Below are 26,479 nucleotides of genomic sequence, written 5' to 3'. Positions count from 1 at the left end.
TAGACCGCTAACGCGGGATGTTAATATGTGGTACCCACTCGTTAGTGAGATTACGATGAAACTCAACCGCAGAAGCGTACTGGGTGCGATCGGTCTGGTCGGCGTCGGAACAGGTGCTGCGTTCGGGTCGGGCGCGTTTACCTCCACGACCGCAGAGCGTGCGGTCGAGGTGAACGTGTTTGGTGGTGAAAATATTGGTTCGGATGGATTAGCTAATGGAGATGATGGGAATGGTCTAAATCAATCAGAGACCAATACTCTCGGCGACGAAATTAGGAGCAATTTTGTCGATGTGCTCGTGGATACCTCTGATTTCAATACCGTCTCTTTCAATCAGACAGCTGGTGATGGCGCCCAACTAGACGCCGCGAACTTATTCCCCTCATCGAACCCGACAAGCTACCGTTCCGATATCGACCAGAATTATGTTAGTCTCGTCGCCAATGACGTGCGGATTGTTTTCGGGGACACCGAAAGTGGAAGTGGCGACTCGCTTCCGCCGAACTCCACTGTTGACTACGATGGGCTATTCGCCTTCGAGACCGCGGGTGACTTCGACGTCACTTTCCAAGGAGATGGTGACTTCCTCACTCAGATTGGCGGGAAATCTATCTCTTCGGACGCTGAATTCACCAACGTCACCGACTCGGACGACGCTCAAAAAAATGCAGTAGTTGAAACCGGTAACGGAACGGAGAACGAAGGTCTAAATATCGTGATCGAAAACAACGCATAAGCATATAATCTCTCGGGCCACACACTGCCGGTACTTTGCTTCGGTGTTACCGGTTCACGCTTTTCGATAGGATGTCAGATATTGTTTATTAACTAATAGGTATAAATGGCTACATTTATACGGCGCATAGACTTTCATATGTATAAGAAAATATCCGAGTATCTCGGGTGCTCAGACGCTTTGAACGAAACTCATGAGTTCGACAAAACAGATAGAAAAAAACTCATCGCTCTCCACCGATGAGGTTCACGAGCTCTTGAGTAACCCGCGACGTCGACACGCGATCCACATCATGAAACACGACGACGGCACGACCGACCTCTCGACGCTCGCCGAGGAGGTCGCCGCGTGGGAAAACGACAAGCCGGTCACCGAGGTCACCTCCGACGAGCGCCACCTCGTGTATTCGTCGATCCAACAAAACCATATTCCCCAGATGGAACGAGCGGGCGTCATCACACACGACCGTGGTGAACTTGAGCTGACGGACGCGGCCAAAAGCCTCGATATCTACATGGACATCGTCCCCGAGAACTCAATTCCATGGGGCGAGTACTACCTGGGCCTGTCGGCATTCTCACTCGCGCTCGTCGCAGCCGTGTGGTTTGGCATCTTCCCAGAGTGGATCCCAGGGCTTGCGTGGGCGGCGCTGATCGGCGTGCTGTTCGCTGTATCGGCCACGTATCACGTCTACAAGAGTCGCGATATGCTTCTGGGGAGCGGTGAGGAGCCACCGGATCTCCGACCATGAGCGGTGATAAAAAGTGGACCCGACGGGCCGCTGTTGGATTCATCGGAGCAGGGGCCGGACTGTTCGCGCTCAATACGAACGCGGCGACACAGATATACTCTGATCGGGATGTCGTCCTTGGGACGGAAGATGACCCTGCGGCACTGCTACCGCTGATCGACGAGTCCGGGAATGCGGAGATCTCCGGTGCCGACGACGAAGCTGTAGTCTACAGAATTGGAGAGAATGATCTCGACTGGAGTTTCACAAATAATGTCGGCATCTTGAGCCTACAACACACGAGCGGAGATCATATTGATCAGTCAGACATCGATATTGCGGTATCGGGCAACGGAGAAGAAATCGCTCTCAGCTGCTCGGGAAGCGAATTCAGTGGAGAATATAAAATTCGCTTGAATTTGGAGGCGGAAGCAGAAGATGGAAGCGGATCACTGTCGGTTACAGTAGACCGGGAGACACAAGCTATTTCCATCGATTGTAGACCGTTCTTTGGCCAGCCTATGAATTATAGCGATACTGAAAATGGGATAGGAAAACAGCCCAGACAGGGACCAGGCGCCAACGGTACGATCACCAATCCAAATGGAATTACCACTAGAAAGGGAGAGCCCGCTAAGCTACAAGGAGCAGGGGGAAATCCCGGCCTACGGGTCGGGTTCCGTTTACCGCGTATCAAGAAAGCTGACTGCTACAAACTCACTATCAAGAGAGGAAAAGGCCCAGCAAAGCTGGATGCTTTTATTGTTGATAGTGATTATGAAGGTGAGGACGAACTGACTGAAAGGAGGAATATCGAAAAGAAAGAAGAGTCTCTACTGAGCTTTAGTGATAACGAAAACGCGAGGATACGCAACAATAGGGACGATTTATGGTTGATATTTGAAACGAAGTCTTCAAGCGATCATGAGATAGACCTCATTAAATTCAGCACCTGCTAGCAAGCGAATCTGTTGTGGATGTGAATTTGCGGATAATAATGTGAATTACCGAAGCAGCCGCCTGATCTCCGCCCGTAGCGACATTCCTCGCGCCCGACGCCGAACTCGTTTTCGCCCGAATCCGAAGGCCGCCCCGACCAGCGTGAGCACGCTCCCGAGCACCAACGCGTTGAACGCGCCCGCCGCCACGAGCGGATGGATCGAATGGAGCTGTACAATCACCGACGGCGGCACCACGAGGAAGTACCGGTGTTCTGAGACGGTCACCACTGCCTGCTCACCGGGTGGCGGCGCTGTCACTGCGAGCGTCGCAGTCGCCGATCCATCGCTTGGTACCGCGAGTTCGCCGCCGCGTAACTCTCCGTCCGGGCTGGTCGTCTCCAGTAGCACTAACATCGTGATAAGCCCATTATTTTCAGCAGTGAGGTCGGTCTCGACCGTCTCTCCGGGTGCCGTGCCCGCGGGGAGGTCGTTGCCGTCAACAACCACCTGCTGAGCGCCAGTCGGGGCGAACAACGCCGCGTTGGCGGGTATGAGGATCAGAAACGCCAATATGAGCGCGATCCACCGACCGTCGATACTTTCATCGTCGAAGCGCGATCGACTCCGGCTTCGGTCCCGCTCGTGTCTGCCACGGAGATCGTCGGCGAACACGACAAGCAGCAACACCAGTCCGACCGCGACGAACAGTCCGCTTAGCGTACGCGAGTCAACAGTTTCGACGCCGAAAGCCCCGGCAACGGCCGTCTGGGCGTTTTCAGCGACCCCTCTGACGGACTCAATCCCTGTTCCAAAGCCCGGGATCCGGACCACCTGCCCGTTCACCTGTAGGGCGGTCGCGACGACCCTGTCGTCCGTCACCACTGGTTCGTCACCTTCTTGATCCCGAAATGGATTGTTGTCTCCTTGAGTAATATACCCATTGTCGGTAATGTCAACAACCCGGTGAGTGGTGAGCCCCCCGCCTTGTAATTCAACTGCATCGAAGACAATCACGTCGCCGGATTCAATATCACCTGCTGCCGCGGCCGGGACGGCAATGAATCCATCGCCAGCTTCGAGCGTTGGCGACATACTTTCAGACGTAACGAAACCTAGTAGGACTGGCTGGCCGGTGAGTTGTCCGATAACGAGCGCGATAACCACAAGAACTGCGACAACCGCGAAGACATCTGCCGCGGCTCGTCGCAACATATTATCAGTACCAGCGGGGCCTGTTTGAAGCTAGTGATTGAGCGCTAGACTCACAGACAAATTGCTATTGTTACTATCACGAGCTACTGAAACCACGCTAGCTCGAAACGTGGTACCGCGACCGATCGTCCGGTGGGAGTGGATCGGTAGTATGTTCCCAGCAATCATACAGTCGGCGTGCTGAAACCAGCGGTTATACTCACATCCACACGTTGGATCATTAAGATCTGGCTCTGTCGAAATTCTCAGCAGGTGATGTATTCTGACCCAGTCGCAGCCAGTATAAGATACTCAGGAACCTCAGTACAGGTGAAGCGCTCATCGGTCGGTGCGGACCTACCAAAGAGTAAGTAACCAGCCGACAGAGAATACGGCATATGAGCGACGGCGACTCGAAACCGGATGATCTCTCCTCCGAGTTTTTCCAGCAGATGGTCGAGGCAGTCGGCGTCGGCGTCGGGATATACGGACAAGACGGTCGGTATATCTACGTGAACGACTCTTACGCTGAGCTGTTCTCAGTCACGCCGGCCGATCTGGTCGGAGTAGCGATTTGGGAGGTCGCACCCGAGGTCGACCCCGACACGTTCGACGCGTACTGGGACTCATTCGCTGACGGTGACACACGGCAGGCAGAGACTGTCCATGAGTACAGTGGGAACCGCGTGCCCGTGGCGACGGTCACGACGCAGCGAACGATTGACGGGGTGCCGTACCACTTTGGGACGATCAAAGACATTACTGAACGCAAAGCGCAGGAGCGTGAAATTCAACAGCAGAACGAACGTCTGGAGAATTTCGCCGGGCTCGTCTCACACGACCTTCGGAATCCACTCAACGTCGCGCAGGGCTATGTCGATATGCTACAGGCAGATATCGACCGCGATGAGCTAACTCTCGTTGATAACGCACTTGAACGGATGGATTCACTGGTGTCTGAGCTGTTACAGCTCGCACGGACGAACACACCGGTCGGGGAGACAGACCCAGTGTCGTTGTTCGACACCGTGACGAAAGCCTGGGACTCAGTCGCAACGATCGACGCCGACCTACGGTTGGCAGGTTCCGATACGCGGATACTTGCGGATGAGTCCCGATTACGGGAATTGTTCGAGAACTTATTCCGAAATGCTATCGAACACGCCGGGGCAGATGTAGAGGTAACCGTCGAAGCACAGTCAGACGGCTTCTCAGTCGCCGATGATGGACCTGGAATTCCACCCGAAGAGCGTGATCGAGTTTTTGAGACCGGGTTCACGACGAACCCGGACGGGACGGGATTTGGGTTGAATATCGTCCAGCAGATTGTTACCGGCCACGATTGGGAAATACAGGTTACGGAGAGTATTTCCGGGGGCGCACGATTTGGAATTACCGGCGTCAAGACGGTGGATTAGTACGTGGTAGTGCTACATGCGCGACTCGTTTCTTTCACGCTGTTCGGAACGGGATCCGAATCGCCAGAGTTCAGTCCGGTCAATTCGCACCCTCGTTCTACCAGCTGATTCAGGATCTATTTGGAGAAAATAACGCAGTTCCCTTGCTGACTACACTCTCCGTATCTTACACTGATCGACCTGCCAAGTCCTGAATATATACTGCTGTTTCACCATCCCTCTGTACTGGACAGCGGATCTCAGGATTTGTCGAGAAGGAAGTGGTATACGATGAACCGCAGTAACCCCCACTTGTTTAAGTTAGTGGCGCGTCCTCGAAAACATGAGCGAGAACGGACTCACGACCGCGGCGATCTACGCCCGGGTCTCGACGTCGGATCAAGACGTATCCCGGCAGCTCGACGAGGCACGCGAACACTTGGAACGTCTCGGTGTGGAAGACGTCGAGGAGTATCCGGAGGTCGTCTCCGGCGCCGCCGACACCGACACGCGCGAGGTCTACAACCAACTCCTCGACGACGTCGAGAGTGGAGCGTTCGACCTCGTGGTCGTTCACGAGATCAGCCGGCTCTCTCGCCTCGGCCCGACTGAGATTCACAAATTCATCCAGCACTGCTTGGAACACGACACCGGCGTCGAAGCCCTCGACGTCGGACTGAAGATTCATGTCGACGACGGCGAACTCCAGCAGACGATATACAGCATGGTCGCTCGGTTGATGGGCGACCTCGCCCAGATAGAACACCAGCAAAAGCTCCAGCGAATCCGGTCGGGCGTCCGCGCCGCACAGTCCGCCGGAAAGTGGACCGGGAGGCCGCCGGCAGGGTTCGTCGTCGAGGATGGGTACCTCCGCGTTGATCCGGCCGAGTTCCTACACGTCCGCGAAGCAGTCGCCCGCGTCGACCGCGGCGAGTCGTTCGCGGCTGTCTCCGACGACACCGGCATCGCCGAGTCGACGCTCAGGAGCCTCCACCAAGATCGGCGCGACCTCTACCTCGGCGGCGAAGCCGAGGACGAGCGCGTCGACGAAGCACTCACCGACGTCCGCCCGCTGGAGGACGCCCGGGCCGAAGGTCCCGATCTCGAAGAGCTGCGCGAACGCGTCGAACGATTAGAGCAGGCCGCCGACGTCGACGATCGCTAACGCACTTCCCCACCCCCGTTGCCTGAACTCCGACACGCACGCGAGCGTAGAACGGCGATCTCCCCCCAGGTTGCGGCCACTCCGATACGTGCGCATGCGCCAATCAGGCGGTCCCTCCTCTTTCGCCCGATTTGAAGGCCGGGATCAGCGACGATACCCTACCCCTCGGGCCGTCAGTCCTCGATGTATTTTTGCTTCAGCTTCCACGGTACGTCCCCGCCGTTCCTGTGGACGTATCGGGTAGCCCCCTCGATGTCGGCCAGTTGGACGTTCTCCCGAGCCCCTCCACCCACCTGCTGGATGGACCCCTCTGATTTCGGTAACATCTCGTCTTTTAACAGTCGCCGGGCCTGTCCCTGCTCGCTATCCCGCACCGCGTGGTTGAGAAGGGTATCGATAGATACTTTGTTAGAGCCAGTCACTCGGTCGTTGAGAAGGGTTTCAACAATTCGGTTCTTGATGTCCTGCTCGCTCATTCTATAGTATATACTTATATAGCCACGCACTAAAAACTGTCGGTTTCGTTGATAGTAGTGTTCAAATCATTCCACAGATTTATACCCACACGTGGGCTACCGTAGGATATGTCATCCGTGACGACGGAGCCCAACCATGGCTTGGCCGGGAGAGGAGCGCTACCAACCCTGTTCAAATCGCAGGAACGAGCGCGGATCATCGAGGCCTTCGTCACCAACAAGAGCCGAGAACTCAACGTTAGCGACATCGCGCGCCTCAGCGACACGTCGCGGAGCACGGTGTACGAGCAGCTCGAACGCCTCACCGAGTTGGGGATCGTGGAAGAAGTTGACCACGGGGCCAGCACCTTCTACACCCTGAACGAGGACGACGAGCTGGGAGAGATGCTCTACAAGCTCCAGGGGCTCACGCTCCACCGGCTCTACGAGATCGACGACGACGTCGACCTGTAACCAGCGACGTAGTCCTTTTTCACCCACTACCCCCTCTCCGTAGCGATGGGTATAGTGCCAACACACAGACACATTGTACTACCACCTGACTTTTTGCGGGTTATATCGCCAGAAGGCAGCGGGGACGGTAGCTATCGTTGGGATTGCCGTCTGAAAATACAGGGGGCCGTCGGCACGTCCGCCAGTTCCCGCCTCGCGATGGTCAGTGTGTTCCTCCTCTTCCAGAGCGGCGACGAACGCTGCGAGCGGTCCGTCCCATGCGGAGAGGCTCTGTTGAAATTCTCAACAGAAGACACATTCTGGCTTGCGTTGGTCAGTACAGGATAACGTAGACTCGGTGGCTGATTCGAGTACTTGACAGCAAAACTGATAACCTAACCGCGTTGTAACTTGTTAATCAATGAGCCAACACGGATATGATATAATGCAGGTATGTTTGGAAGGACACAAAATAACCGACTTATACAGCGAGCCTCAGTTCCGTCAATCTGCTTGTGAAGAATGTGGATCTGACACAATTCATCAGTGCCCCAAGTGCGAAACAAATATCAAAGGGCGATATAAGGGTGGTTTCAGCGGTTCTGGCCCAGATGTAAAAGATTTCTGTCATGGATGCGGAGAGCCGTATCCATGGGCAGATGAGGCTGGTGAATTCACAGAAGTCGATTCCTCTGTACTTGATGACGAACTGGTCGAGAGAAGTGTCTCCCAATATGAGAGTGGTCACTACCAAAGCGCAGTTCAGTCCGCATTCATTATTCTTGAAGAACGGGTGAGAGACAGAGGTGGCTTCGGGCGAGATATTCACGGTTCTGACTTGATGACTGAATCGTTCACGCCGGATGACGGACCCCTCTCCTTTGGCGAAACCGGTAGTGAACAACAAGGAGTAATGTTTCTCTATCGAGGAGCGATGCAGTCATTGCGCAACCCTGCAAGCCATCGATTTATCGAAGAGGTCGACGAGGATTATGCCCGGGACGTGATCCATACGGTGAATCTCTTACTCCGATTAATGGAAACGAACACATCCTCGAATGCATCTTCTAAACTTGAGCAACATCCAGAGTCCGGTGTTGTTGATTCGGATAGCTGATTACCAACAATTTTCCGCATCCAATAGGTGTGATAACATGAATCCCACAGGATCTGAGTCAGTGGGTACGCTTTAGCGACTAGCTGTTTCAGACGATAATATGTGTGAAGAATAGGATTTCAACAGAGCCTGCGGAGAGTGTTTCCTGTCGGTGGCCGGCGCCGATCTCGTCTCGATGATCGGCGATGCTCTCGCGGAACTCGACGCTGTCTACCTCGCCGCTGGTGGGGTCGAGCCCTCGAGACGATTCCCACAATGCGCTTGCCGGAGAGGACACTTCATCGACGTGGTGGCTGTAGGTTCTTCATTTTGAAATCCGACCGCGCGACAAACTGTTCGGCCAGTTCAGCCAACTTCCGAGTCCGCTGGATGTCGGCTAAGTTGTGCTGACAGAGTGAGAGCCATTCACCAGTCTCGAACGCGTCAACAGCCTCAGCGCTATCATCGAACGGGTCACACGTCTCCTCTCCAACGAGGACATCATACACACCAACGAGATCGCTGTGGTCATGTGTATTGAACCGGTCTACCAGCTGTATCATATCGGCGTATGCAATGTCGCCGAAGGGCCATCGTAGTCCATGTTGGAGAAATCGCGTTCGACAGAAGGGGAGATCGAACCCACCATTCCACGTCTCACCATTGAATGCGGTCAGGTAGTGAGTGTCACCATCGAGTTGGTTCGTGACAAACGACGCGACCTCCTCGAGGAGTTCGCCCTCGTCAGCAACGATGTCGAGTTGGGCTGTCCCAGTTGACTCCTCATCAAGCGCCCTCACCAGTGTGTTGCGATCAACCTCGCTGTGGCCGCCAGTATTGAGAATAAGCGATTCACCGAGACCGTGCGCGAACCCAGCGACGGTGATGACAGCGTCCGCATCGAATCCAGAGGTCTCGATGTCGAACGCAACTGGAGTGAGTTGTGAATCACTCATCTGTGAGGTCGATAAGGTCCTCGGATTTGAATCGATCTGCCGAGACACCTAATCGCTTCAGTAGGAGGTGCCACGAGATCTGACGGGTCTTCTGTTCGCCCATCGTCACGTGCTCTTCAAGAGACCAGTTATCAAGCACATCGTCAACTACCTCAGCAGGTGCGAGTAATTTCCCTACCTCTTCTTCGATTCCATATCTGACTGAATATACGACAAAAAAGTAAATCGGTGCGCGTGAATCGAACTGTGAGGTTTCAGCTATCAACTGGTCGTGATGATGCTTCCAGATTCGGAACTGTCCATATCGGCCAGGCTTGCTAGTACTACTCTGATAGCGAGCGACACAGGATTTGACCTCAACGTCGTAGGCTATCTCACCAGGGACATAACTATCAATATGTGAATCAATTGTCCCGCGGAAAGCGGTGCCAGACTCGTCAAATATGGCATTAAAGAGGCGTTCAGCGTTGTATCCTCGTCCAGATGCAGTTGACCGTCCATGTCCGTCACAGGTATTGGCATTTACCCTGTAGCGAATATCTTCTAATTTCATCTCGGGATTGATTACATCGGGATTTGGAGAGCAGTTCTCTGTCATCGCTCACACCTCGCTATCGACCTGGAGCTAGCCCCGATAAGGGGTTGTTCATCAGATAGTTCAACAGCTGCTGAACCCATCTGTTGAATGAGTCCATTCCAGGCTACTTCTCGGATCAGAGGCTCACTATGTGATGCCATGGCTCACGAGCTAGTATATGTAGAATAGGTATAAAAACCTCATCTATTAATGAGGTTATTTTCACCAAATAGTTATCACACTTGATATATCGGTTGAAAGAGTGATGTGAAATAGAGGAGAACTTACGTGAGAGAGCCAGCCCCGTGGATGCAAATGCCAATTGACGACCGCATTCTTGAGGCACTAGCAACATCTGGGCTGGTCCTGTCACCCTCAGTAATCGCGTTCAATATCGACAAATCGCGGAGTGAAGTCAACCGTCGGCTCTCAGAACTTGTGGATCATGGTTTTGTCAAGCGCGTCAAGCGAGGATACTACGCGATCACAGAGGTTGGTGAGCAGTATCTTGACGGAGATCTCGATCCTGACGACTTCTAATCCGCCGCCGATAGACCAAACGTAGAGCTAACACCCTCAACGCTGGGTTAGCCACTATCCGAAAAACAAACTGAGAGATTGTCATCCAGTAGGGTCTCCATCAGTAACATTCTGGAGCGCCGTCTGGTCGATAGGCGGTCCAGCGCGAAGAGGAGCAGTACTTATCGAAGGAGCGACGCCCAGATCGTCAACGTACTCGGAGCGAACGCGGACACTCCACAGCGCTGGAAGGACATCGTCAAGATATGGCCGGGGTGTCGAGAGTTCCCGAAGGTCTGGTGGATCACTGACGCCAGTATACGGCCACCCCACCGTCTCGACAGGGTCGCCCGGCCCGTGATGCTCGCGACCAATCCGGAGAGCCTTCGCCGCAACGTGGACTGAGGGCATTTTTGGGTCAGCGACAAGTGCTGGCCACACGTCGGTGTAGCGTTCGGGGTCATCCCCGTCGACATCAGAGAACGAGAGGCAGAGCCGGTAACCCCGGTCTGTCTCCTCGACGAGGCCGACCTCGTTGAGATCGGCAAGGTGGTCTCGTCGCGACCGGCTGGAGACATCGGCCCGCTCGTCGAGTTCGGCATCAGTGACTGGGCGCTCAGCCTCGAGGAGGGCTGAGACGATTTTTCGAGGCGTGGTCCGCCGGCTGTCAAACCCACGGAGGAGTCGCCCCGGCTCCAGTTGGGCAAGAGCGTAGCGCACCTCAGCAGCATCGACACGACGGCCCTCGTTGTCGTCAGCAAGGTACTGAAGCGCATCGGCGACATCGAATGGAGTTCGAGCGAGGCCGTGGAGCACGGACGTCGCCTCTGGAGTAAGCCGGAGGTCTTTGGTCGCGAGCATCCGCCGGGCGGTTTCAGCAACCTGTCGGCGCGTCGGTTCGGTCCGAACTTCACTGCGGATGGCGATCTCCGGGGCATCATCATGGGTGTCGAGGCCGCCGAAGTGCTCGCGAAGAGCGTCGGCAACAACCTCAGTCTGCCCGGCAAAGTCCCCGACCAGTGTCCAGGAACCGATCAGTCGAGCCCACGGGTCGGCAGCGTCGACGGTCGGGTCGAACGCCTGCCGTCGCTTGTCAGAGCGGTCCTCGAAGAGCTGTCGGTAGGCAACGTGGTGACCGTAGCGGCTCCCGATCGCTGAGCCGATAGCAAGTGACCTGAACAAAGCGTCGCGACGGTCATCCTCGAACCGCCGGGAGAACTCGGGAAGCTTCAGAACACGGGTGAGCTCCACGTCGACGAGGTCGAGCAGGTGGGTCAACGAACCGGCCAGTCCAAGGGCGTTCCGTGTTATTGGGCCACGGAGGTCGTCGTCTTCAGCCTCGGCGTATTTTTTCGTGAGTTCGCCCAGTTCGTTCGCAGCGCCGAGGAACGCTTCACGGAGGTCGTCATAGGAGTTGATCTTATCAGGAAGCCAGCCGATGTTTCGCATCCCGCGAAGAACCGTTTTCCCGTCCTTGAGCATATTAAGTACACCATACTCCTCAAGCCGCTGTTTGGTGAGGACCTGGTCGAAGGTCCGGTAATCGGACAGCGCTAACGCCAACGTCGTCCACACCTGAAGAGGGTTGTCGGCCTCAGCAGTAACGATAAGATGATCGTCTTTAGAGTGCCAGCGGCCTTCGGCTCGGTCATCTTGTGGGGTAATCGGGTAGTTGACCACCGAGATCCCCCTTTCAGTCGTGGTTCCAAGGGCTGTACTCGCTGCTCGGTGACTCATGTAGCGGGTTTCGTGGTGCGAGGGCAAGCGGTGGCGGTCAGCGGTGCTGGATGCTGCGGTCTGAGGGCTGTCTGTCCCCTCCCCGTGTGTACGCGGGGTTACACGGCTATCATTGCAGAGTTTTCTGGATTCGCTAACGCGTTCCCCAAGTCGCCGCTGTACTGCGATTTCTGTCTCGTAGAACTGGCGTCCAGCCGTTGTTAACTCGACACGCCGATTCCGTGATGAGCCGTACGTCGCGACCAAGTCGACGTCGGCGAGGTCACCGATAACCTGCCGGACACGCGAGCGCCCCACGCTGAACGCGCTGTACAGCCGGCTGTAAGCGAGCGTCTCCGTGTCCTCGTCGGCAAGCAGGGAAAGCGTCCCGGCGTGGCGACTGCCAACGTCGACGACGTCTAGCGCAGCCGTGAGCGTGTCTTCATTTAGACGTACATCCGACCGTTTGCTAACACCGGGGAGATCGTCGCGATGGTGATGGGCAAGCCACGCCCGATCAACGCCTGAGCAAACCAGTCGAACATCAGCTGCTTGGCCGAGCGCAGCAACGAGGCGACACCACGACCGGCGCGTCTCTGTGTCGACCTCACGGAATCCCTCGGGCAACCGGATCGAGATAGTCGGCGTGTGTGTGCTCTCGACGAGCGGCGCAATCGCTGCGTGGATGTCATCGAGGTCAGAGCGACAGCCCATCGGTCGGCCACTTCCCAGTTGGGGCAACACCACGAGAGCCTTCCAAAATCGACGACGAGACTGACTCGCCGTCAAAGAGCGCAGGACATTGGCCAGTGCTCCGTCGAGCACGTCGCCGACGAGGTCATCGAGCAGTGCGTGAACCTCAACAGGACTCTCATCTGTAACGAGTTCGCGCACAGCCGTAGTGATTGCCCCAGCGAGGCCGGCACCGTTCCACGGATCCGTGAGTTGCGTCCAAAGTCCGGTTGCAGTCGGCTCCGGCTCGCGAACAACGATTCCGTCAAGACTCGGTGTCTGCGAGTACGTGATCCCGGCGTCAACCCCAGGGGTCGTACTGGACGATCCGGTCTCCATCGGAGAGCTATCGGCGGGTTTACTCACAGTAGCCCCCCAACGATAGATTCGAAGCTACCAGGGTGATAAGCAGGTCTGACGTCGCCGTGGCAGTGCTATCAACACTCACGGGTTATCACCTTGGGTTATATTGGTGTCAGCCCGTGGAGTCAGGTCCAGTAACAGTAAGACCCTAATACCCGGGACGACAAGGAACAGGTGGACATATCCCGGCCAAGGAAGTCCACCCGGAGTAGGGCAGATCCAATTTCTCTGCCCTAATCCACTTGCCGCAACCAGCGTCAGCTCTAGGCGTCACCCCCGTCGTCTTCGTCTTCAATCTCCGCCCATTTGAGCTCCACTTCGACCCAGATCTCTTTTCCTTCCTCTGGCTGGATCTTGTGTTTCTCCCGGATGTTAGCTGGGATCGTCACCCGCCCTCGAGAGTCCATTTCGAGGGGCTGCTGGCGACCAATCTCGATTTTCTCAGCCATACTCATACCGAGTAAGTGGGAGACCATGGGTGAAAAGTCTACCCCTGCCCCACATCGCGGATTTCAGTAGTAGTTGACCAAGTTCATTGGATGTAAACCATTTCAAAGACTACTTTATGGATATATAAAATATATAAATGATAGCAATTTGAATCCAGCTAGCTAATAGTATTAGACAAAAGAAATATGCTTTCGGGGTAATATGGTCATAATATGGGTGTAAAAACACTTGGGACTATACCAGAAGAGATAGTAGATAAATATGGTACCGAGGCCGAGCAGCTTGGGCTAAATCGGACTCAGTATATTCGCCAGTGTATCGAGGCTGGCCGAACAGTTTTTCAGAGTTCTGGTCAAGTCGATATAGAGCGACTCCGAGAGATCACAGAGGACAGCCAAGTAACAAACACCAGTAATGACCTCGCAACCGCCGATAGTAACATCACTGAAACGATCTTAAAAAACCTTCCAACAGAAGAGGAGCGCGCCCTGTCTATAGAAGAAATTCAGGAAATTGTCTTCGGCACAGAAGACGAACAAAAGAAGCAGATCAAGAGTACACTTCAGGAACTTCGTCAGCAGGGAGCAATCGAAGCACTTGTGGAGGACGGATATATTAAGAGCAATGACTGACCCAGACGGTTCTGATCAGTCAGGAGATCGAGACCTCTCACGAGTCAATACGCGAGTTCGTGACCAGCGCCGAAATCAGGCTGATAAACTCTGGCGAGAACAGCCAATCGAACGATTTCTTGAGGCAAGGCGTGATGAAATCACGTCCAGCGATTTGCGCACAAAAGAGCACGATATCCGCCGATTTGAACATTACCTTCTTGAAGAGATTGCACCAGACGTCAATACAGATATTCACGGTGTCCGCGATGCGGTAATGGATGATATTGTGTCGTTTCGCGATGAGAACCTGAAACCAGATCCTAATCTTAATGACAGCACTATTGCCGACAAATTGAGTTCTCTAAGCCATTTCTACCGGGTTCTAAATAGGCACAACGCGTTTATAGGTAATCCAGTTACAGTCCCTCTAAAAAAATTTCGAGACAATCATGACCTCAGCTCTGAACGACCGCATATTCCGTTCAGCCGTATGCAGCGGTTTCTAAATTGGCTAACATATCCATTTTGCCGAGCGTTTTGGCTGTGTGGACTTAAACACGGTACGCGCATTTCTGAAGCGATAAATACTGATCTTCGCTGTCTACATCTTGATCATCCTGTCTTTTGGCATCTTGTCGAAGATCATGATGTCGCATTAGACCCACGTATCCGTGACAAACCAGATACTATGTTGATATACGAGGCTTTCAACGAAGGCGATGAGATCCCGAACGAGGACACACCAGGACCAGAAACACAGGGAGAAATCCGAGACTCGGCAAGCGGAAACAAACGAAAAGAAAAAGGGGGCAGTATTCTTCCAGTGGATTCTGAACTCAAAACAGCACTCATCGAATATCTACTGGTTCGACCACCGACCTATACCACCACCGTCAATCCGCTATTCGTATACAGCGGATCAGAGAAGACCCGTCGGCCAGGTATGAGTTCGGTTAATGAGTGGCTATGGTCGACAAAAAAATACGAAGACAGCATCCAGCAGTTCGCTGCCGAAGAGAAGCTAGAAGAATGTCCTACTTGTGGTAGCAATCTGGTTGAAGAAAACCTCACATCAGGGAATAAAACAGGACGTCGCTTCAGGTGCCAGCGGTGTAAAGTCGACTTCTGGCGGTCAATCTATTGGGATAATGGACTAAAGACTAGCCAAAAAGTGACATTCCACCAGGCGCGCCACTACTTCACGAACGCTCACGAACCGGGCAAGACGGGGTTACACGATGGAGCAATACCCGACAAAATCAGAAAAAAGCGTATTCGTGGAGACTCTGATCAAGATGGAGACACCGAGGATGTGACCTATAGTGACGCATCCTATGAGCAGTACAACGATGATATCCGCGAGCCGTATCTGAACGGCATCTATAAGTTCGATATCTACAACACGGTCATTCCCGCTGTGGGAGAGGGTTGGGACGCATGACACCAGATGGTGACTGGCCAACTCCCGGCCCGAACGAGCCGGTCCCAGCATGGCCCGAGTACAAGCAACTGCGTGATGCCGTCAAAGATTATCTCGATCACCAGCCAGACGACCCAGCGTGGAACGACATCTGGCGAGCGCTCGGCGCGATTATGGGCGAATACCAGCGTGATGCCTTCGCCCAAGCGTTCGATCTCGGTGAACCAGCCGAGCAGGCGTGTATACGCCGTCTCATCACTGGCGACGACGAGTGTCCGCACTCTCCCCTCGAAGCCGACAGCGACCCAACTGGGCCGCCTCACAGCCCGCCAGCAGATGACCATTCGACACTTTGGCTCGACGACGAGAGCGGCGAGCCAGCAGTTTACTCGATGCATCTCTATCCCGGCAACGTCGAGCGGTTAGATTCACAAGAGCCACCACACAACCTCTGGTTCGACATCTTCGAGTTCGCTGCCGAGTGGGGTCTTGAGGTTTCAATTCTCCCAAAGTCGTGGTATAACCTCGGTTCCACCGTGCAGGTCATCTTCTATCCGCCAGAGCGTTACCGCTGATTTTCTAGAGAAGAGTTCGGTGCGCCCTCGTGGTACGACAGCCGTTAGCCTCGAATTGAGTTGTTACCGAAAACAAGACCGTCAGTCAGTAGATCCAGGAGTAGCCTTTGCTCAGCGGCACTGAAGCCACGTCGAAGCAGAAAGACTACTCGTCGACGTCGACGACGGTCGCCTCTTCAGGCGGTGCGATATCGAGTTCGGCAGCGCCGCGCTCGATCTCTTCAGGCGTTGTCCCCTCAGCATCGGCGAGCAGCTCGGTAAGCTCCTCGTCCGAGATCATGTCGGCGTCGGCCGGAGCTTCACGGCTCATGTCTCCTTCTACCTGGCGCGAAGGGATAAACGTAGGTGTCGGTTCACCACCATCCGACCACGACGGCGGTCGACCCGGCGACCGACGCTCTTCAAAGACATCGACGAAGTACTCAGCCTCGCGTTTGAGGTAGTTGGCACAGCCGCGGATGACCGATCCTCGACTTCTCGGCAGCGGCGCATGCGTAAGTTGGAGGTGGACAGTCGGCTGCGAGCGGCGGGCGACGTCGACGTGGAGCCCCTCGTGGTACACGTCATGCCCGAGTGTCGACGTCTCGTTGTGGTCCATCCGGGCGATTGCCGTCCACTCGATCGGGTCGGGCGCGAGGCGATAGTGAAGCTGAACGAGGAAGCGCGGGATGTGTTGCTGGTGCTGGTCGAACCCGACCGTGAGCAGGCAGTCGCGGCGGCCAGCTGGGACGTGTTTGGAGACGTCGTAGCCGGTCGGGAGCGACGGGGCACTCATTCGTCCGGTCCATCGTTACCCGGTACGGTGTTGCTTTCGCTTTCGCCCTCGACGCCGATGCGACATCTGGACGGTACTCGCTGGAAGACAGTGGCTAGATACATGGCTCAGATATTGTGAGCCTGTTCGGGTCAAATACTGTATCAGTAGAGGATTCAGATGCGGAACCTCATTTCTGAGCGTACCTCGGCACGTGGGTGATTAAGTTTCAATTCGGCTGATTCAGAGTATGGTCATCTCGACTACAACTGGACTCGTCGCATCATCAGCGTTCATCGAGCTCGTCGGCTCGTCGCTGATCGAGGTTGTTCGATCAAACCCAGTAGCGGTCCTCACTTCGCTAATACTGGGCATCCTGCTTTTCGTCTCCCAAGTGATCGACTGATTAAGAGATCGCCAGAAGAAGAACAGACACGCTATCGATGTGAGTAGAGGCTCGTCGATCACCTGTCTGACGTAGATTTATGTGAGATAGGTTTCTCAGATAACGTGTATGATGTGTAGAACCCGTATTATGCGAGATATACAGGTGAGACAGTAATGCGAATCGACGTCGGGATGCAGAAGGGCGGCGTCGGCAAGACAACGACGAGTATCAACCTAGCTGGCGCGCTCGCTGACAGAGGCCATGATGTACTGGCTGTCGACGCGGACCCACAAGGTGGACTCACGCTCAAACTCGGATACCGAGAACAGTACCGCGAGGGAGAGTATGCACTCTATGACGTGCTGTCCGAAATGGGTCGCCTCTCACTTGACGATCTTGACGAGCTGATCGTCTCCGGTGACGAGTTCGATATAGTGCCATCCCATATACGGAATTTCCGACTGGAGAAGCATCTGTATTCAGAAGCACGTGGGGTAGAAGCATTGAAGATCGCCCTCGACCGGCTTACAGCGGAGTACGATTACGTGGTGATTGACTCTCCACCAAACCTTGGACCACTCGCTGATGGGGCTCTGCTAGCTGCTGAAAACGTACTCTTCCCCAGCAATGCAAACACGATCGCGAAGGATTCACTAGAGATCCTCTTTGACGAGATCGACACTCTCGAGGACAAGTTCGACGACGTACAGATTTCGACAGTAGCCGCTGTGCTGAATGAGGTGGGGCAGGACGGTGTCAGCAACGAGATGCGGACATGGTTCGTTGAGACGTTTGGCGAGGAGTACGTATTCGAGATCCCGGATTGGGCAGCTGTCGAGCACGCAATCGAATACCGGACGTCGGTCTTCGCGTATAACCCGGATGATGCGGGTTACCCGTGGGACGCAGACAAGACAGACCAGCTACGAACCAAGTACAACGCCATCGCGGCACAGGTTGAATCTCTCAACAATGACTGATCCAAAGGAGGAACTCGGCCAACGATTCGAGGACCGTCGAGCCGATTCAGGCGATGAGGAATCAGAGAAGAGCAGCGAAGACGAGGGGAGTGACAGTATGAGTCAGTCAGATACGACGGATAACCCGGATAGTACAGGTACTACAGATAACTCGTATAATACGAGTGATTCGGGTAATACAGATGGCACAGGTAAGCCGGGTCCAGATCCAAACCCAGATTCAACACGAAATCGCCGGCAAGTTCCGATGTACCTTCCAGAAGCGAAGGCAGACCAACTCAACAGCCTCTACGATCGGCTGGATGGGCAGTCCAAAGTAGCCGGTGATGGCGGCATCGAAAAGCATGCTGACTTTATGGAGGCTCTCGTGGAGTTTGCGATTGACCACGAAGATGAGCTCGCAGACAGGCTCGAACTCAAAGAGTAAAAGAATAGATTTGGATATTACGACTCAACTGAGCCAGGTATGAGTGAAGGATCAAAAGAAGTAGAGTACACAGGTGAAGAGTGGTGCCCAATTACCGCGACGTCGTCACTAATCTGTAAAAAGTGGCATCCAGTCATCGTACACCGTCTGCTTGAGAATGGTCCAGTTGGCTTCAACGAATTAAAACGGAGAGTTGACGGCATCTCTGCGAAAGTTTTGACTGACTCTCTTGGTGATCTTGAAGAGTGCGGTATCGTCGTTCGTGAGGAAATCAGCAAAAAGCCGGTGCGCGTGGATTACTCGTTAACTGAGTTCGGTCAATCACTTGATCCAGTCATAACGGAGATGTACGACTGGGGAAATGAGCATCTCGAACCATCCGAGGCGAATTAAAAGTAATCCTGCTCCTTTAGCTCCTGCTTCACGATTCGCTTAGCTGTTCCAATGTCCGAATAATCGATATTGAGGTCTTTCATTAGTTTCCTAAACTCTCGGCTCTCAGAGATGCGATCGGCCTCTGGGTTTTGTTGTCGATAGAATCGGTCGTAATTCACTACTACGACAATAACTCCAAGAGCAACCGTCTCAATGTCTCGCTGATTACCGAAGGCGGCGAGGTTAAGACTGGACATTATCGAGTAAACTTCGCTCGTATGGGCTTTGCTGAGGCTGAGGGACGATGCAAGAGCACCAGCAAACCGTGGTTTATCAGCTTCAGTTGGACTATACCCTTCTCGGCTATTCAACCGCTGTGTCCGGGCAGAGGAACTGTTTTGACTGGGAATCGGTCCGAACTCCGTTTTCTGGTAGTTAGAAGCATCAGCATAGCTGATATCACTTGCCTCCGGCCTATCATCTTCTTTTTTCGAAGAGTAAGGAATCCACTTCGGTCTCTCTTCACCAGCCATTAGTAGTTACTATACGTAATTCATTCAAGTATTTTACTCATCTTTTGAATGCTGGGGCCTGAGAAATCCCAAAAACAGGTTATTACGGGATTACGACTGTCTCAGGACCCGTACCCCACGCGCCCGAGATCAGCAACCAAAACAACAACTCAAAATGAACGTCCACAAGCCCCAAACGAAGCAAGAAGCACACGAAGAGGCCCTAACAGGAAACCTTGAGGAGCAGTACACGGTAGGTGAGCAGCTCGACCTGATCATACACGAAAGCCCCCAAGATAACAACGGCCGGGAAGCCTACGCTCGCCATAATGATGTTTCTGTCTTCGTTTATCCTAACGGCCTTGATCTCTACCCCGGTACCCACGTTCGTGCTAGAGTATCAGAACGTGGTGACAACCATCTAAAGGCAGTCAGTCTCGCAGTTCTAGAGTGAGAAACAGCGAACTCGTACAGAACCTGTACAGAGCAATTCACCGGTCGATCAACAAGAGATATATTGGTTCCATATTACTCTCATGAAGGTTAAAAATTTCCCGCTGGAAATACATCCACAATATAATGGCCGAGAATAGCACTCCTACTACCCACTCAATACGCCGACCTGAGTTGGAGGTGATAGCGAGATATATCGAAGATGGATCAGAACACATCCATATCGCTGGAGAGCCAGGGATCGGAAAGACAACCACACTCCAACAACTTACAACAGACCTCTGTGAGGGCTATGAGATAGACATCCGAAAAATACGACCAAACCACAGCCACGAGGATTTTGTCCGTGAGATCTGTCATACCTTGTTCAACCACCTTCCAGACGAGCAAAAAGAGGAAGGAAAGAGACTCTCCGGCATCAGTATTGGCCCAATAGGGGGTCTGTCTTGGGACGATGATACAGCAGAGGCAACTAAAGCCCATTTCGGCTACAGGGATGCCCTCGTTGAGTTGTCCAAACTGTTCCCCGAAGAACAACCACTCCTGATTTGTATCGACGATGTCCACGAACTGGATGACAACGACAGAGCGATCAGGGGTGTGATCAAAGAAGTAGCTAACAGCCTCCCATCAAACGTCACGCTCACCACCACGGGCCGGCTTGCGTTCCGTGATCTGGAAACCGCCGTTTCACTCAACACCTTCACGAAGGAACAAACAGCGACACTTCTCAATCAGGCATTTCCCGAGATCGATGACAGCCAGATACAACACATTCACAGGGACGTTGACGGCCATCCACTCTATCTCGGTTTACTCATCGAATCGAACGAGGATGCTACAACCCTCGAACTCCCAGATGACGAAGTCTATACGGCTATCGAAGAACGATATCTCAAGTTTCTTTCTCCCGACGAGCGCCGTGTCCTCCGAGCAACCGCCCCGCTGCCTGAACTCAATGAGGCTGTCTGTACATACGTCCTGCCCGATTCCTACGGGCTAGACCGGGTTGCTGTTGCAGAAATTCTTGAATCCCTCAGCACCCGCACTGTTGTTCAACCGATTGGACGAACCCATACAGGCCTCTCCACATTCAAGGTCCATGATGTCTTCCGAGAGTTCCTTGCGGGTCGGTGGGACCGGACCGAGGAAACCGAACAACGAGCGTTCCAATACTACGCAGAAACCACGATCAAGCTGACTGACGAAGACATGGATCTCGAAACGGAGGCCCAGTACATCTCCTCCTGCCTGGAGTTCCTTTCTGACGCCGTCATCCGGGAGCAGACCGAAGCTGTATCCGACCTTATTACACACGTTGTGGAGGACGATGGGTTTAGTTTCTATCCGACCTCGCTACTCGTCACCGAATTCAAAATCCGCGACACGGAACAACTCCCGGAACCAATCGTCGAAGCGATCTTCGCAGCCATCGACTCTAGAACCGATATTACAAACGACTTCTATGATACACAACTCCACCGCTCTTGGGGAGAACGACACCTCAAACAGGGCGCATTCGAAAATCCGTCAAACATTTTGCTCACCTATCTCGCACGGATAACGGATACCCGGCCATCCTTCGTACAACGGGCGATTGACGCAGCCCAGCCAGACGATGAACGGTCAAAACGATACCTCATCTCACTCGGCACCGATCTCCCAGCAACCGGCGCGAGAACAGTTGGCGAGAGAGCAATACCATGGATCCGGGAGACCGATATGTACCACGGCCTCGCCTACCATGGACTGGATCTACTTGAGCACCTTTGTAGCCACAACGAGTATGATACCGCCCTCGAGATCTTGGATGTGATTCTCACTCCACGACAGGTCAACGGTAACGACCAATTAGAGGGGAATCAGGGTATGACGAGATATCGTCTTATCCAAGCGCTTGAAGAGACATTTACCGACCTCCGTGAGGAACGGCCCGAGGGCCTCATCGAGGTGTTTTACACGAATCTCAAAGACGAACTCCGCATCGAATCGGAGAACAGTATCAAGTATGACGTAATAGTCAAGCAGATACCAGTTACAGAACTGGACTACATCGACGAGAACCGCGGAAAGCTGAAACACATCCTTCTACAGTACTTTATTCGTGCCGTCACAGCATGGGTTCGTGAGGATCCAGTTGCTTCTGACAGGCGCGAGTTCGTCAAGGAGTTGCTTGACGGTCCTGTAATGTTCCAGCGTGTCGGCTTCACACTGCTCGCAGCGCACCTCGAATACTACATCGATATCATTGAGACCGAGTTACTGGATAACCAGAACTACCGGAGTCGCCCCGCCACATTCGAATTTTACCGACTGTTGGCAACCGCATTTGAGTATCTGGAGGGAGATGTCGAGACACAGGTCTGCGGCATTATCACTAATGGCCCGTATACAGATATGGCGAACAGAGCTGAACAGCTCGCTGAATGGCGAGAAGAATCTGTAGGATACCTTGAACAACGACTACGGGAAACATGGCGTCGAGACCGGCTCTACCTCATTCAGGATTCGTTGCCTGATTCCTATACAACGCAGCTTGATGAACTGCTGGAGAAGCATGGTGAACCAGATCGGCTTCCGTCTGAATCATCCCAATCCGATATAACTGGCAGATGGGGAGCCGTGAATCAACGGGGGGCGAAGCAGACAGAGGAGTTACGAGACCAACCAGCCGAAGAAGTACTCACCACCGCCGTCGAATGGGAATCTCCGGAAACAGAACGACAGGACCCCGATGAAGACGGAAAAGTTGAGGAGTGGAGCGATATCGGGTTTTCGCGGCAGGTTCGGGATTTGATCGAAGAACAGCCAAAACGATATGCCCGCGAAATCTCAATTCTAGAGGATGCCAATCCTCGGTACACCGAGGCGGCATTTCGGGCATTCCGGGACCTGCTCGACGAGGGACAGACCTTTTCTTGGAGTTCGATCATCGCACTTGGAGAAGCCATTGCCGACGACCCAGATGCGTGGAGTGCCGGCAGTCGTACTTGCCTTGCTATGCTGCTCAATAAGGGCATGGCTATTGAGGAAACACCGTTTCCTGATGGCCACGCGAATAGTGTCCGTGATATCTTGTTGGTGTTAGTCAGTGACCCGGATCCAGATCAAGAACGAGACCAGCCTGCGGAGGGAATGGCCGGCTACGGTGACCCGGTCCAAGTCGCAATCAACTCAGTACGTCCAATGGCGGTCAACGCGCTCATCACCTACATGTGGTGGGTATCAGAAGAGGGAGATACCGAGCCAGATCGAGTACTCTGTGACGCGATTGAGGAGCGCATCACAGAGGATCAGTCGCTTGCCGTCCGCACAGTAATCGGGCGGCGATTCGGGACTCTCTGGAATCTTGACCAGGACATGGTAGAACGACACCTAGATACGATCTTTCCTCGTGGAGATACGACCACAGAACAGCGCCGATTCGTCGCCGCGTGGAACTCATTTACCAGCCATAACGTCATGTGGGGATACGACACCTTCCGACCCTACTATATCCATGCGATAGGCCTGCTGGACTGCAATAAAGACGATGCGTATCAAATCAATACCCGATCCACTGCCGTCCACGTCATGTCATCCTACTTATTCGGGACAGAATCAATTTCCGATGACGAGAGCCTTATCTCACAATATTACCGTTTTGCATCTTCCGAGGAAGCGGCAGAGGTTGCTAGAAGGCTTGCGAACGGGATTGGAAAGCCAGAGGTGGAGAAGCAGTGGGACTCTATTAGGACACTGTGGGACTGGCGGTTAGACCAGTTAGCAGACGAAAAGGAGGCCGTACACCAGGATAATGCAAACGAGGTACGCCAATTTCTGGACTGTGTTCGTGAATCCTCCGTAACCGATATAGCGCAGGAACAAGACCGTGTACGCCGATCTCTTTTTTATATTGCCACATGGAATCTGCACTGGCGTCAGATTGAACAGTGGATCGCGAACCAGTCAGACAGGTATCCGATGATCGCTGTAGAATTGTACGGAGTTCTGGTTGAAGCGGCAGTTCAGGGCGACTGGTCCTCCACGGTGCGAACAAGCCAGGTATCCCACCGAGAACAAATCTATGAAAATGCGATCGCAACCAACGAAGAGGCATTACAATATGCTCGTAGTATAGCGAATCATTTCGCGGCCGAACGGTGCGAGATGGACCGTGGATTCTTAGACGAGACGCTGTAGGTCTCATACCAATCCGGTAGTACCGTTGGGGTAGACTAGAGAAAATCTGAATTTGTGGACCATCGATGTACCGACCGGTTACCAGTCGGTGGTCTCGATAGCAGTCATCCGAGATCTCCTCCAGTTGTGCTAAACGAACCAATAGACCAGCAAGCAAATACGGGTACTCTATCTCACGTGCTTCTTGTTCTTCAGGGTCGACGACGTCAGTCAGTGGGACCCATTTCATTTCGATAGAGGGGTCTTCACTTCAAGGCCGGTAGACATCGATCTGTCTCTGCTTCGAGTTTCCGACTTTGTTAATGAGTCGGAAACTCAAAGAGAGCAACCCGAGTCTGGCTTACGCCCGAGCAGCTGATTTCACGCAGTCAAAGTAGCACTTCTGTGTCTTGGCACCGATCGGTACTGTGGAAGTCTCTCTGAGAAGGTTAGGTTTCAGGAGCGGTTAGGAGTCGCCGCTCCCTACCCAGTAATGAGATGGCCCGTAGCGTCGCTCGGCCCGCTGTGGTGAGCGTCCGGCAGGTCTGTGTTCGGTGTTGGACTTCTACCCAACGCTTATAGCGTTGGCCTGTATCCCAACAGATGAGAGATGGTCCGGGAACCGCTCTTCCAGTACACACACGTCGAGGCCGGTCTCGTCGAGAACGTCGTGCTTCGACCGACCGACGACACCGAGACGTACCCCTCGGGCTGGAAGTACACGCTCCACCTGGGCACTCTCGACGACCTCACGCTCGTTCGATACGACAACTCCCACGAGGACACGAAAGGCCACGAACACCACACCGCAGCCGGCGACCTCGACGACGTCGAGTTCCCCGGAATGGAGGACCGGCTTGTCGAGTTCTGGGCGAGTGGGGACGAGTACTGGGACGCTGTCGGCGGCGACCCGCCCCGGCCGCACTGATCGAATACCACCCGACATACAACATCCCGACTATGACCACACTCCACATCACCGTCGGTGACCGAGAACAGCTCCGTGAGGACGCGCTCCAGTTCGTCCAAGATGTTGAGGCCGACGATATCGACGAACAGGATGGAAAGGCAACGCTCCAGTTCGGCACCTACGACGACTTCGTCGACAGTCTCACGCCGCTGCGCCTTGAGCTCATCCGGGCGATCGCAGAGGAGGCGCCCAAGAGCATGCGCGAGGCAGCGCGTCTCGTCGAGCGTGACGTGTCCGACGTCCACTCGGACCTGAAGCAGCTAGAAGTACTGGGCATCCTCACGCTCGAAGAGGGCGGGCCCAGCGGTGCGATTCAACCCGTCGTTCCGTTCGACCGCATCGAGGTCCACATTGACTACCCGCTCATCGATAGCGGCGACGCCGATGGGACTCCCGTGAGCGCGTAGTCACCACGCACCGCTCTCGGAGTGTCCTCGTGTGATGGTTACTCACGATTCACAATCACGCTGCTGTCCCGGAACAGTACTTTCGCCCCGCTCGCCCGAACTATAAGTCACAGAGCCTCAAATTTTGAAGAGAGGGAGCACCGCTGGGCCGGTTTCAACAAGGATCAGCTCCAATACAGTGTCACACGCTCCCTCTCCCCCTCGAAGTAGCCTGTGAACTCGTGAGAATGACTCCTGATGACCCAGAGACAGTCCGTGGCAGCTGCTCGTTCTGTGGCGAGACAGTCACGGGTCGGCAGGCAATCATCCACTATGAGACCGCTGGCGGTGATCCTGGCGTGTGGGCCGAATGTCCAAGCTGTGGCGAGATCGTTGACCCCACCCATGCTCAGTAAACAATTCATCCAGCAGATTGTGAGGCTCGAGCTGCCATCGACACCGCACTACGAGTGCCGCCACTGTGGATACAGTGTGGAGAAGGACGTCGATGAATGTCCACAGTGTGGCTCTGACGAGATTGCGGCCTACGATCTCGAGTAATTGCTGAAGTGCTCACGGGTGGTAGAGAAACTTCAATACCTTATGTAGCACACGAACGCTGATATGGCTCCGATTGTTACATAAGGTATGAAGCAGCCGTCACCACCCACCTCGCTCCCGAAGTATCTCGCAGAAGGGCTCCCGAAACAGGATACGGAGACACTCCATGAGATACAGAACTACGTCGAGGTGCTCATTGAGTATCGCAACCAGTCGGTTGACACCGACGAGCTTCCGGAGACTGCCGAGCCCGTCGACGAGTCCGATAGCGCAGGAAGCGGGACCGTTGTCAAAGAGAAAGTCACCTGTGGCGACGACAGCTGTAAATGCGCAAGCGGGAATCCCACGGATATGCACGGCCCGTATCTCTACCGCTACTATCGTGAGAATGGGACAATGAAATCGGAGTACGTCGGCAAGCCGGGA

The 26,479-nt window shown here is 54.1% G+C and carries 29 protein-coding genes; 21 read left to right on the top strand and 8 right to left on the bottom strand.

Annotation, left to right across the window (positions count from 1 at the left end):
• The first annotated feature begins 55 nt into the window (after positions 1 to 55).
• The 3 genes from CK500_RS15940 (at position 56) to CK500_RS17070 (ending at position 2,425) form a co-directional block, all read left to right on the top strand.
• Entirely contained in the window at positions 56 to 736 is a 681-nt protein-coding gene (locus tag CK500_RS15940) for a hypothetical protein (RefSeq protein WP_233139252.1), read from the top strand.
• 193 nt (positions 737 to 929) lie between these two features.
• Complete coding sequence (locus CK500_RS15935; RefSeq protein ID WP_095638177.1) at positions 930 to 1,487, top strand: DUF7344 domain-containing protein; 558 nt, start codon at positions 930 to 932, stop codon at positions 1,485 to 1,487.
• Positions 1,484 to 2,425 carry a hypothetical protein gene (locus tag CK500_RS17070; RefSeq protein WP_144049596.1) on the top strand — a complete coding sequence of 314 codons (942 nt, stop codon included), beginning with the start codon at positions 1,484 to 1,486 and terminating at the stop codon, positions 2,423 to 2,425. Before CK500_RS15935 ends, CK500_RS17070 begins: the two co-directional genes overlap by 4 nt.
• 45 nt (positions 2,426 to 2,470) lie before the next feature.
• Here CK500_RS17070 and CK500_RS15930 read toward each other — a convergent pair whose 3' ends face one another.
• Positions 2,471 to 3,619 carry a signal peptidase I gene (locus tag CK500_RS15930; protein ID WP_095638176.1) on the bottom strand — a complete coding sequence of 383 codons (1,149 nt, stop codon included), beginning with the start codon at positions 3,617 to 3,619 and terminating at the stop codon, positions 2,471 to 2,473.
• A 377-nt stretch (positions 3,620 to 3,996) separates the two neighbouring features.
• Here CK500_RS15930 and CK500_RS15925 point away from each other — a divergent pair, with 377 nt between their 5' ends.
• Together CK500_RS15925 and CK500_RS15920 are read left to right on the top strand one after the other, a co-directional pair.
• The gene (locus tag CK500_RS15925; protein WP_095638175.1) at positions 3,997 to 5,016 is read left to right on the top strand and encodes a sensor histidine kinase; all 1,020 of its coding nucleotides are present in this window, start codon (positions 3,997 to 3,999) and stop codon (positions 5,014 to 5,016) included.
• A gap of 322 nt (positions 5,017 to 5,338) precedes the next feature.
• On the top strand, positions 5,339 to 6,160 hold the full coding sequence (locus tag CK500_RS15920; RefSeq protein WP_007997412.1) for a recombinase family protein: 822 nt from the start codon (positions 5,339 to 5,341) through the stop codon (positions 6,158 to 6,160).
• A gap of 173 nt (positions 6,161 to 6,333) precedes the next feature.
• Here CK500_RS15920 and CK500_RS15915 read toward each other — a convergent pair whose 3' ends face one another.
• A complete protein-coding gene (locus CK500_RS15915; protein WP_007997413.1) occupies positions 6,334 to 6,636 on the bottom strand; it encodes a hypothetical protein in 303 nt (100 codons plus the stop codon).
• Positions 6,637 to 6,744: 108 nt separating this feature from the next.
• Between CK500_RS15915 and CK500_RS15910 the strand changes: the two genes are divergently transcribed.
• Positions 6,745 to 7,089, top strand: coding sequence for a winged helix-turn-helix domain-containing protein (locus CK500_RS15910; protein ID WP_095638174.1), 345 nt, complete (start codon positions 6,745 to 6,747; stop codon positions 7,087 to 7,089).
• A gap of 400 nt (positions 7,090 to 7,489) precedes the next feature.
• On the top strand, positions 7,490 to 8,185 hold the full coding sequence (locus CK500_RS15905; protein WP_144049595.1) for a TIGR02391 family protein: 696 nt from the start codon (positions 7,490 to 7,492) through the stop codon (positions 8,183 to 8,185).
• Between the two features lie 278 nt (positions 8,186 to 8,463).
• Here the strand turns inward: CK500_RS15905 and CK500_RS15900 are convergent, their stop codons facing one another.
• Both CK500_RS15900 and CK500_RS17065 read right to left on the bottom strand, forming a co-directional pair.
• Positions 8,464 to 9,120 (bottom strand): 3'-5' exonuclease family protein, encoded by a 657-nt coding sequence (locus tag CK500_RS15900; protein WP_095638172.1) that lies wholly within the window; start codon positions 9,118 to 9,120, stop codon positions 8,464 to 8,466.
• The gene (locus CK500_RS17065; RefSeq protein WP_144049594.1) at positions 9,113 to 9,718 is read right to left on the bottom strand and encodes a hypothetical protein; all 606 of its coding nucleotides are present in this window, start codon (positions 9,716 to 9,718) and stop codon (positions 9,113 to 9,115) included. The genes CK500_RS15900 and CK500_RS17065 overlap by 8 nt, the downstream gene beginning before the upstream one ends.
• A gap of 288 nt (positions 9,719 to 10,006) precedes the next feature.
• On the opposite strand from CK500_RS17065, the gene CK500_RS15895 reads away from it, so the two are divergent.
• On the top strand, positions 10,007 to 10,237 hold the full coding sequence (locus CK500_RS15895) for a winged helix-turn-helix domain-containing protein (RefSeq protein ID WP_198951599.1): 231 nt from the start codon (positions 10,007 to 10,009) through the stop codon (positions 10,235 to 10,237).
• Positions 10,238 to 10,318: 81 nt separating this feature from the next.
• Here the strand turns inward: CK500_RS15895 and CK500_RS17060 are convergent, their stop codons facing one another.
• Positions 10,319 to 13,003 (bottom strand): winged helix-turn-helix domain-containing protein, encoded by a 2,685-nt coding sequence (locus CK500_RS17060; RefSeq protein ID WP_144049593.1) that lies wholly within the window; start codon positions 13,001 to 13,003, stop codon positions 10,319 to 10,321.
• Positions 13,004 to 13,290: 287 nt separating this feature from the next.
• Positions 13,291 to 13,482, bottom strand: coding sequence for a division/cell wall cluster transcriptional repressor MraZ (locus CK500_RS15885; protein ID WP_095638169.1), 192 nt, complete (start codon positions 13,480 to 13,482; stop codon positions 13,291 to 13,293).
• 207 nt (positions 13,483 to 13,689) lie between these two features.
• On the opposite strand from CK500_RS15885, the gene CK500_RS17055 reads away from it, so the two are divergent.
• The 3 genes from CK500_RS17055 to CK500_RS15875 are packed head-to-tail and all read left to right on the top strand — an operon-like array spanning position 13,690 to position 16,086.
• The gene (locus CK500_RS17055; RefSeq protein ID WP_144049592.1) at positions 13,690 to 14,109 is read left to right on the top strand and encodes a hypothetical protein; all 420 of its coding nucleotides are present in this window, start codon (positions 13,690 to 13,692) and stop codon (positions 14,107 to 14,109) included.
• Complete coding sequence (locus CK500_RS17050) at positions 14,102 to 15,532, top strand: hypothetical protein (RefSeq protein ID WP_144049591.1); 1,431 nt, start codon at positions 14,102 to 14,104, stop codon at positions 15,530 to 15,532. The genes CK500_RS17055 and CK500_RS17050 overlap by 8 nt, the downstream gene beginning before the upstream one ends.
• Entirely contained in the window at positions 15,529 to 16,086 is a 558-nt protein-coding gene (locus tag CK500_RS15875) for a hypothetical protein (RefSeq protein WP_095638167.1), read from the top strand. The genes CK500_RS17050 and CK500_RS15875 overlap by 4 nt, the downstream gene beginning before the upstream one ends.
• 145 nt (positions 16,087 to 16,231) lie before the next feature.
• On the opposite strand, the gene CK500_RS15870 is transcribed toward CK500_RS15875, so the two are convergent.
• Positions 16,232 to 16,861, bottom strand: coding sequence for a DUF7718 family protein (locus CK500_RS15870; RefSeq protein WP_095638166.1), 630 nt, complete (start codon positions 16,859 to 16,861; stop codon positions 16,232 to 16,234).
• Between the two features lie 229 nt (positions 16,862 to 17,090).
• Between CK500_RS15870 and CK500_RS17245 the strand changes: the two genes are divergently transcribed.
• From CK500_RS17245 to CK500_RS15855, 4 genes are all read left to right on the top strand, one after another.
• Entirely contained in the window at positions 17,091 to 17,246 is a 156-nt protein-coding gene (locus tag CK500_RS17245; RefSeq protein WP_158224053.1) for a hypothetical protein, read from the top strand.
• Positions 17,247 to 17,401: 155 nt separating this feature from the next.
• A complete protein-coding gene (locus tag CK500_RS15865) occupies positions 17,402 to 18,208 on the top strand; it encodes a ParA family protein (protein ID WP_095638165.1) in 807 nt (268 codons plus the stop codon).
• A complete protein-coding gene (locus CK500_RS17045; RefSeq protein ID WP_144049590.1) occupies positions 18,201 to 18,635 on the top strand; it encodes a hypothetical protein in 435 nt (144 codons plus the stop codon). The genes CK500_RS15865 and CK500_RS17045 overlap by 8 nt, the downstream gene beginning before the upstream one ends.
• 39 nt (positions 18,636 to 18,674) lie before the next feature.
• On the top strand, positions 18,675 to 19,028 hold the full coding sequence (locus CK500_RS15855; RefSeq protein WP_095638163.1) for a winged helix-turn-helix transcriptional regulator: 354 nt from the start codon (positions 18,675 to 18,677) through the stop codon (positions 19,026 to 19,028).
• Here CK500_RS15855 and CK500_RS17040 read toward each other — a convergent pair.
• Positions 19,025 to 19,543: a hypothetical protein gene (locus CK500_RS17040; RefSeq protein ID WP_144049589.1), complete on the bottom strand. Its 519-nt coding sequence runs from the start codon at positions 19,541 to 19,543 to the stop codon at positions 19,025 to 19,027. The genes CK500_RS15855 and CK500_RS17040 overlap by 4 nt on opposite strands.
• 154 nt (positions 19,544 to 19,697) lie before the next feature.
• Here CK500_RS17040 and CK500_RS17035 point away from each other — a divergent pair, with 154 nt between their 5' ends.
• The 6 genes from CK500_RS17035 to CK500_RS15835 all read left to right on the top strand — a co-directional run.
• Positions 19,698 to 19,976: a hypothetical protein gene (locus CK500_RS17035; protein ID WP_144049588.1), complete on the top strand. Its 279-nt coding sequence runs from the start codon at positions 19,698 to 19,700 to the stop codon at positions 19,974 to 19,976.
• 125 nt (positions 19,977 to 20,101) lie between these two features.
• Positions 20,102 to 24,157, top strand: a complete 4,056-nt coding sequence (locus CK500_RS15850) for an AAA family ATPase (protein WP_095638162.1) — start codon at positions 20,102 to 20,104, stop codon at positions 24,155 to 24,157.
• Between the two features lie 589 nt (positions 24,158 to 24,746).
• Positions 24,747 to 25,064 (top strand): toxin-antitoxin system TumE family protein, encoded by a 318-nt coding sequence (locus CK500_RS15845; protein WP_095638161.1) that lies wholly within the window; start codon positions 24,747 to 24,749, stop codon positions 25,062 to 25,064.
• Positions 25,065 to 25,096: 32 nt separating this feature from the next.
• Positions 25,097 to 25,513, top strand: coding sequence for an HVO_A0114 family putative DNA-binding protein (locus CK500_RS15840; RefSeq protein WP_095638160.1), 417 nt, complete (start codon positions 25,097 to 25,099; stop codon positions 25,511 to 25,513).
• A 227-nt stretch (positions 25,514 to 25,740) separates the two neighbouring features.
• On the top strand, positions 25,741 to 25,908 hold the full coding sequence (locus CK500_RS17875; protein ID WP_449404438.1) for a DUF7837 family putative zinc-binding protein: 168 nt from the start codon (positions 25,741 to 25,743) through the stop codon (positions 25,906 to 25,908).
• A 232-nt stretch (positions 25,909 to 26,140) separates the two neighbouring features.
• On the top strand, positions 26,141 to 26,479 hold a 339-nt coding region (locus CK500_RS15835), incomplete at its 3' end, for a DUF6788 family protein (protein WP_095638159.1).

Source organism: Halorubrum salipaludis (assembly GCF_002286985.1).
Classification (GTDB): Archaea; Halobacteriota; Halobacteria; order Halobacteriales; family Haloferacaceae; genus Halorubrum; species Halorubrum salipaludis.
The sequence above is the reverse complement of the archived record's forward strand: the minus strand, read 5'-3'. Positions and strand labels throughout refer to the sequence as shown.

What these genes read in the sequence shown, in the direction of transcription:
- CK500_RS15940 (WP_233139252.1), top strand. Translation starts at nt 56, where the DNA reads ATGAAACTCAACCGCAGAAGCGTACTGGGTGCGATCGGTCTGGTCGGC.
- CK500_RS15935 (WP_095638177.1), top strand. Translation starts at nt 930, where the DNA reads ATGAGTTCGACAAAACAGATAGAAAAAAACTCATCGCTCTCCACCGAT.
- CK500_RS17070 (WP_144049596.1), top strand. Translation starts at nt 1,484, where the DNA reads ATGAGCGGTGATAAAAAGTGGACCCGACGGGCCGCTGTTGGATTCATC.
- CK500_RS15930 (WP_095638176.1), bottom strand. Translation starts at nt 3,619, where the DNA reads ATGTTGCGACGAGCCGCGGCAGATGTCTTCGCGGTTGTCGCAGTTCTT.
- CK500_RS15925 (WP_095638175.1), top strand. Translation starts at nt 3,997, where the DNA reads ATGAGCGACGGCGACTCGAAACCGGATGATCTCTCCTCCGAGTTTTTC.
- CK500_RS15920 (WP_007997412.1), top strand. Translation starts at nt 5,339, where the DNA reads ATGAGCGAGAACGGACTCACGACCGCGGCGATCTACGCCCGGGTCTCG.
- CK500_RS15915 (WP_007997413.1), bottom strand. Translation starts at nt 6,636, where the DNA reads ATGAGCGAGCAGGACATCAAGAACCGAATTGTTGAAACCCTTCTCAAC.
- CK500_RS15910 (WP_095638174.1), top strand. Translation starts at nt 6,745, where the DNA reads ATGTCATCCGTGACGACGGAGCCCAACCATGGCTTGGCCGGGAGAGGA.
- CK500_RS15905 (WP_144049595.1), top strand. Translation starts at nt 7,490, where the DNA reads ATGAGCCAACACGGATATGATATAATGCAGGTATGTTTGGAAGGACAC.
- CK500_RS15900 (WP_095638172.1), bottom strand. Translation starts at nt 9,120, where the DNA reads ATGAGTGATTCACAACTCACTCCAGTTGCGTTCGACATCGAGACCTCT.
- CK500_RS17065 (WP_144049594.1), bottom strand. Translation starts at nt 9,718, where the DNA reads ATGACAGAGAACTGCTCTCCAAATCCCGATGTAATCAATCCCGAGATG.
- CK500_RS15895 (WP_198951599.1), top strand. Translation starts at nt 10,007, where the DNA reads ATGCAAATGCCAATTGACGACCGCATTCTTGAGGCACTAGCAACATCT.
- CK500_RS17060 (WP_144049593.1), bottom strand. Translation starts at nt 13,003, where the DNA reads ATGGAGACCGGATCGTCCAGTACGACCCCTGGGGTTGACGCCGGGATC.
- CK500_RS15885 (WP_095638169.1), bottom strand. Translation starts at nt 13,482, where the DNA reads ATGAGTATGGCTGAGAAAATCGAGATTGGTCGCCAGCAGCCCCTCGAA.
- CK500_RS17055 (WP_144049592.1), top strand. Translation starts at nt 13,690, where the DNA reads ATGGGTGTAAAAACACTTGGGACTATACCAGAAGAGATAGTAGATAAA.
- CK500_RS17050 (WP_144049591.1), top strand. Translation starts at nt 14,102, where the DNA reads ATGACTGACCCAGACGGTTCTGATCAGTCAGGAGATCGAGACCTCTCA.
- CK500_RS15875 (WP_095638167.1), top strand. Translation starts at nt 15,529, where the DNA reads ATGACACCAGATGGTGACTGGCCAACTCCCGGCCCGAACGAGCCGGTC.
- CK500_RS15870 (WP_095638166.1), bottom strand. Translation starts at nt 16,861, where the DNA reads ATGAGTGCCCCGTCGCTCCCGACCGGCTACGACGTCTCCAAACACGTC.
- CK500_RS17245 (WP_158224053.1), top strand. Translation starts at nt 17,091, where the DNA reads ATGGTCATCTCGACTACAACTGGACTCGTCGCATCATCAGCGTTCATC.
- CK500_RS15865 (WP_095638165.1), top strand. Translation starts at nt 17,402, where the DNA reads ATGCGAATCGACGTCGGGATGCAGAAGGGCGGCGTCGGCAAGACAACG.
- CK500_RS17045 (WP_144049590.1), top strand. Translation starts at nt 18,201, where the DNA reads ATGACTGATCCAAAGGAGGAACTCGGCCAACGATTCGAGGACCGTCGA.
- CK500_RS15855 (WP_095638163.1), top strand. Translation starts at nt 18,675, where the DNA reads ATGAGTGAAGGATCAAAAGAAGTAGAGTACACAGGTGAAGAGTGGTGC.
- CK500_RS17040 (WP_144049589.1), bottom strand. Translation starts at nt 19,543, where the DNA reads ATGGCTGGTGAAGAGAGACCGAAGTGGATTCCTTACTCTTCGAAAAAA.
- CK500_RS17035 (WP_144049588.1), top strand. Translation starts at nt 19,698, where the DNA reads ATGAACGTCCACAAGCCCCAAACGAAGCAAGAAGCACACGAAGAGGCC.
- CK500_RS15850 (WP_095638162.1), top strand. Translation starts at nt 20,102, where the DNA reads ATGGCCGAGAATAGCACTCCTACTACCCACTCAATACGCCGACCTGAG.
- CK500_RS15845 (WP_095638161.1), top strand. Translation starts at nt 24,747, where the DNA reads ATGGTCCGGGAACCGCTCTTCCAGTACACACACGTCGAGGCCGGTCTC.
- CK500_RS15840 (WP_095638160.1), top strand. Translation starts at nt 25,097, where the DNA reads ATGACCACACTCCACATCACCGTCGGTGACCGAGAACAGCTCCGTGAG.
- CK500_RS17875 (WP_449404438.1), top strand. Translation starts at nt 25,741, where the DNA reads ATGACTCCTGATGACCCAGAGACAGTCCGTGGCAGCTGCTCGTTCTGT.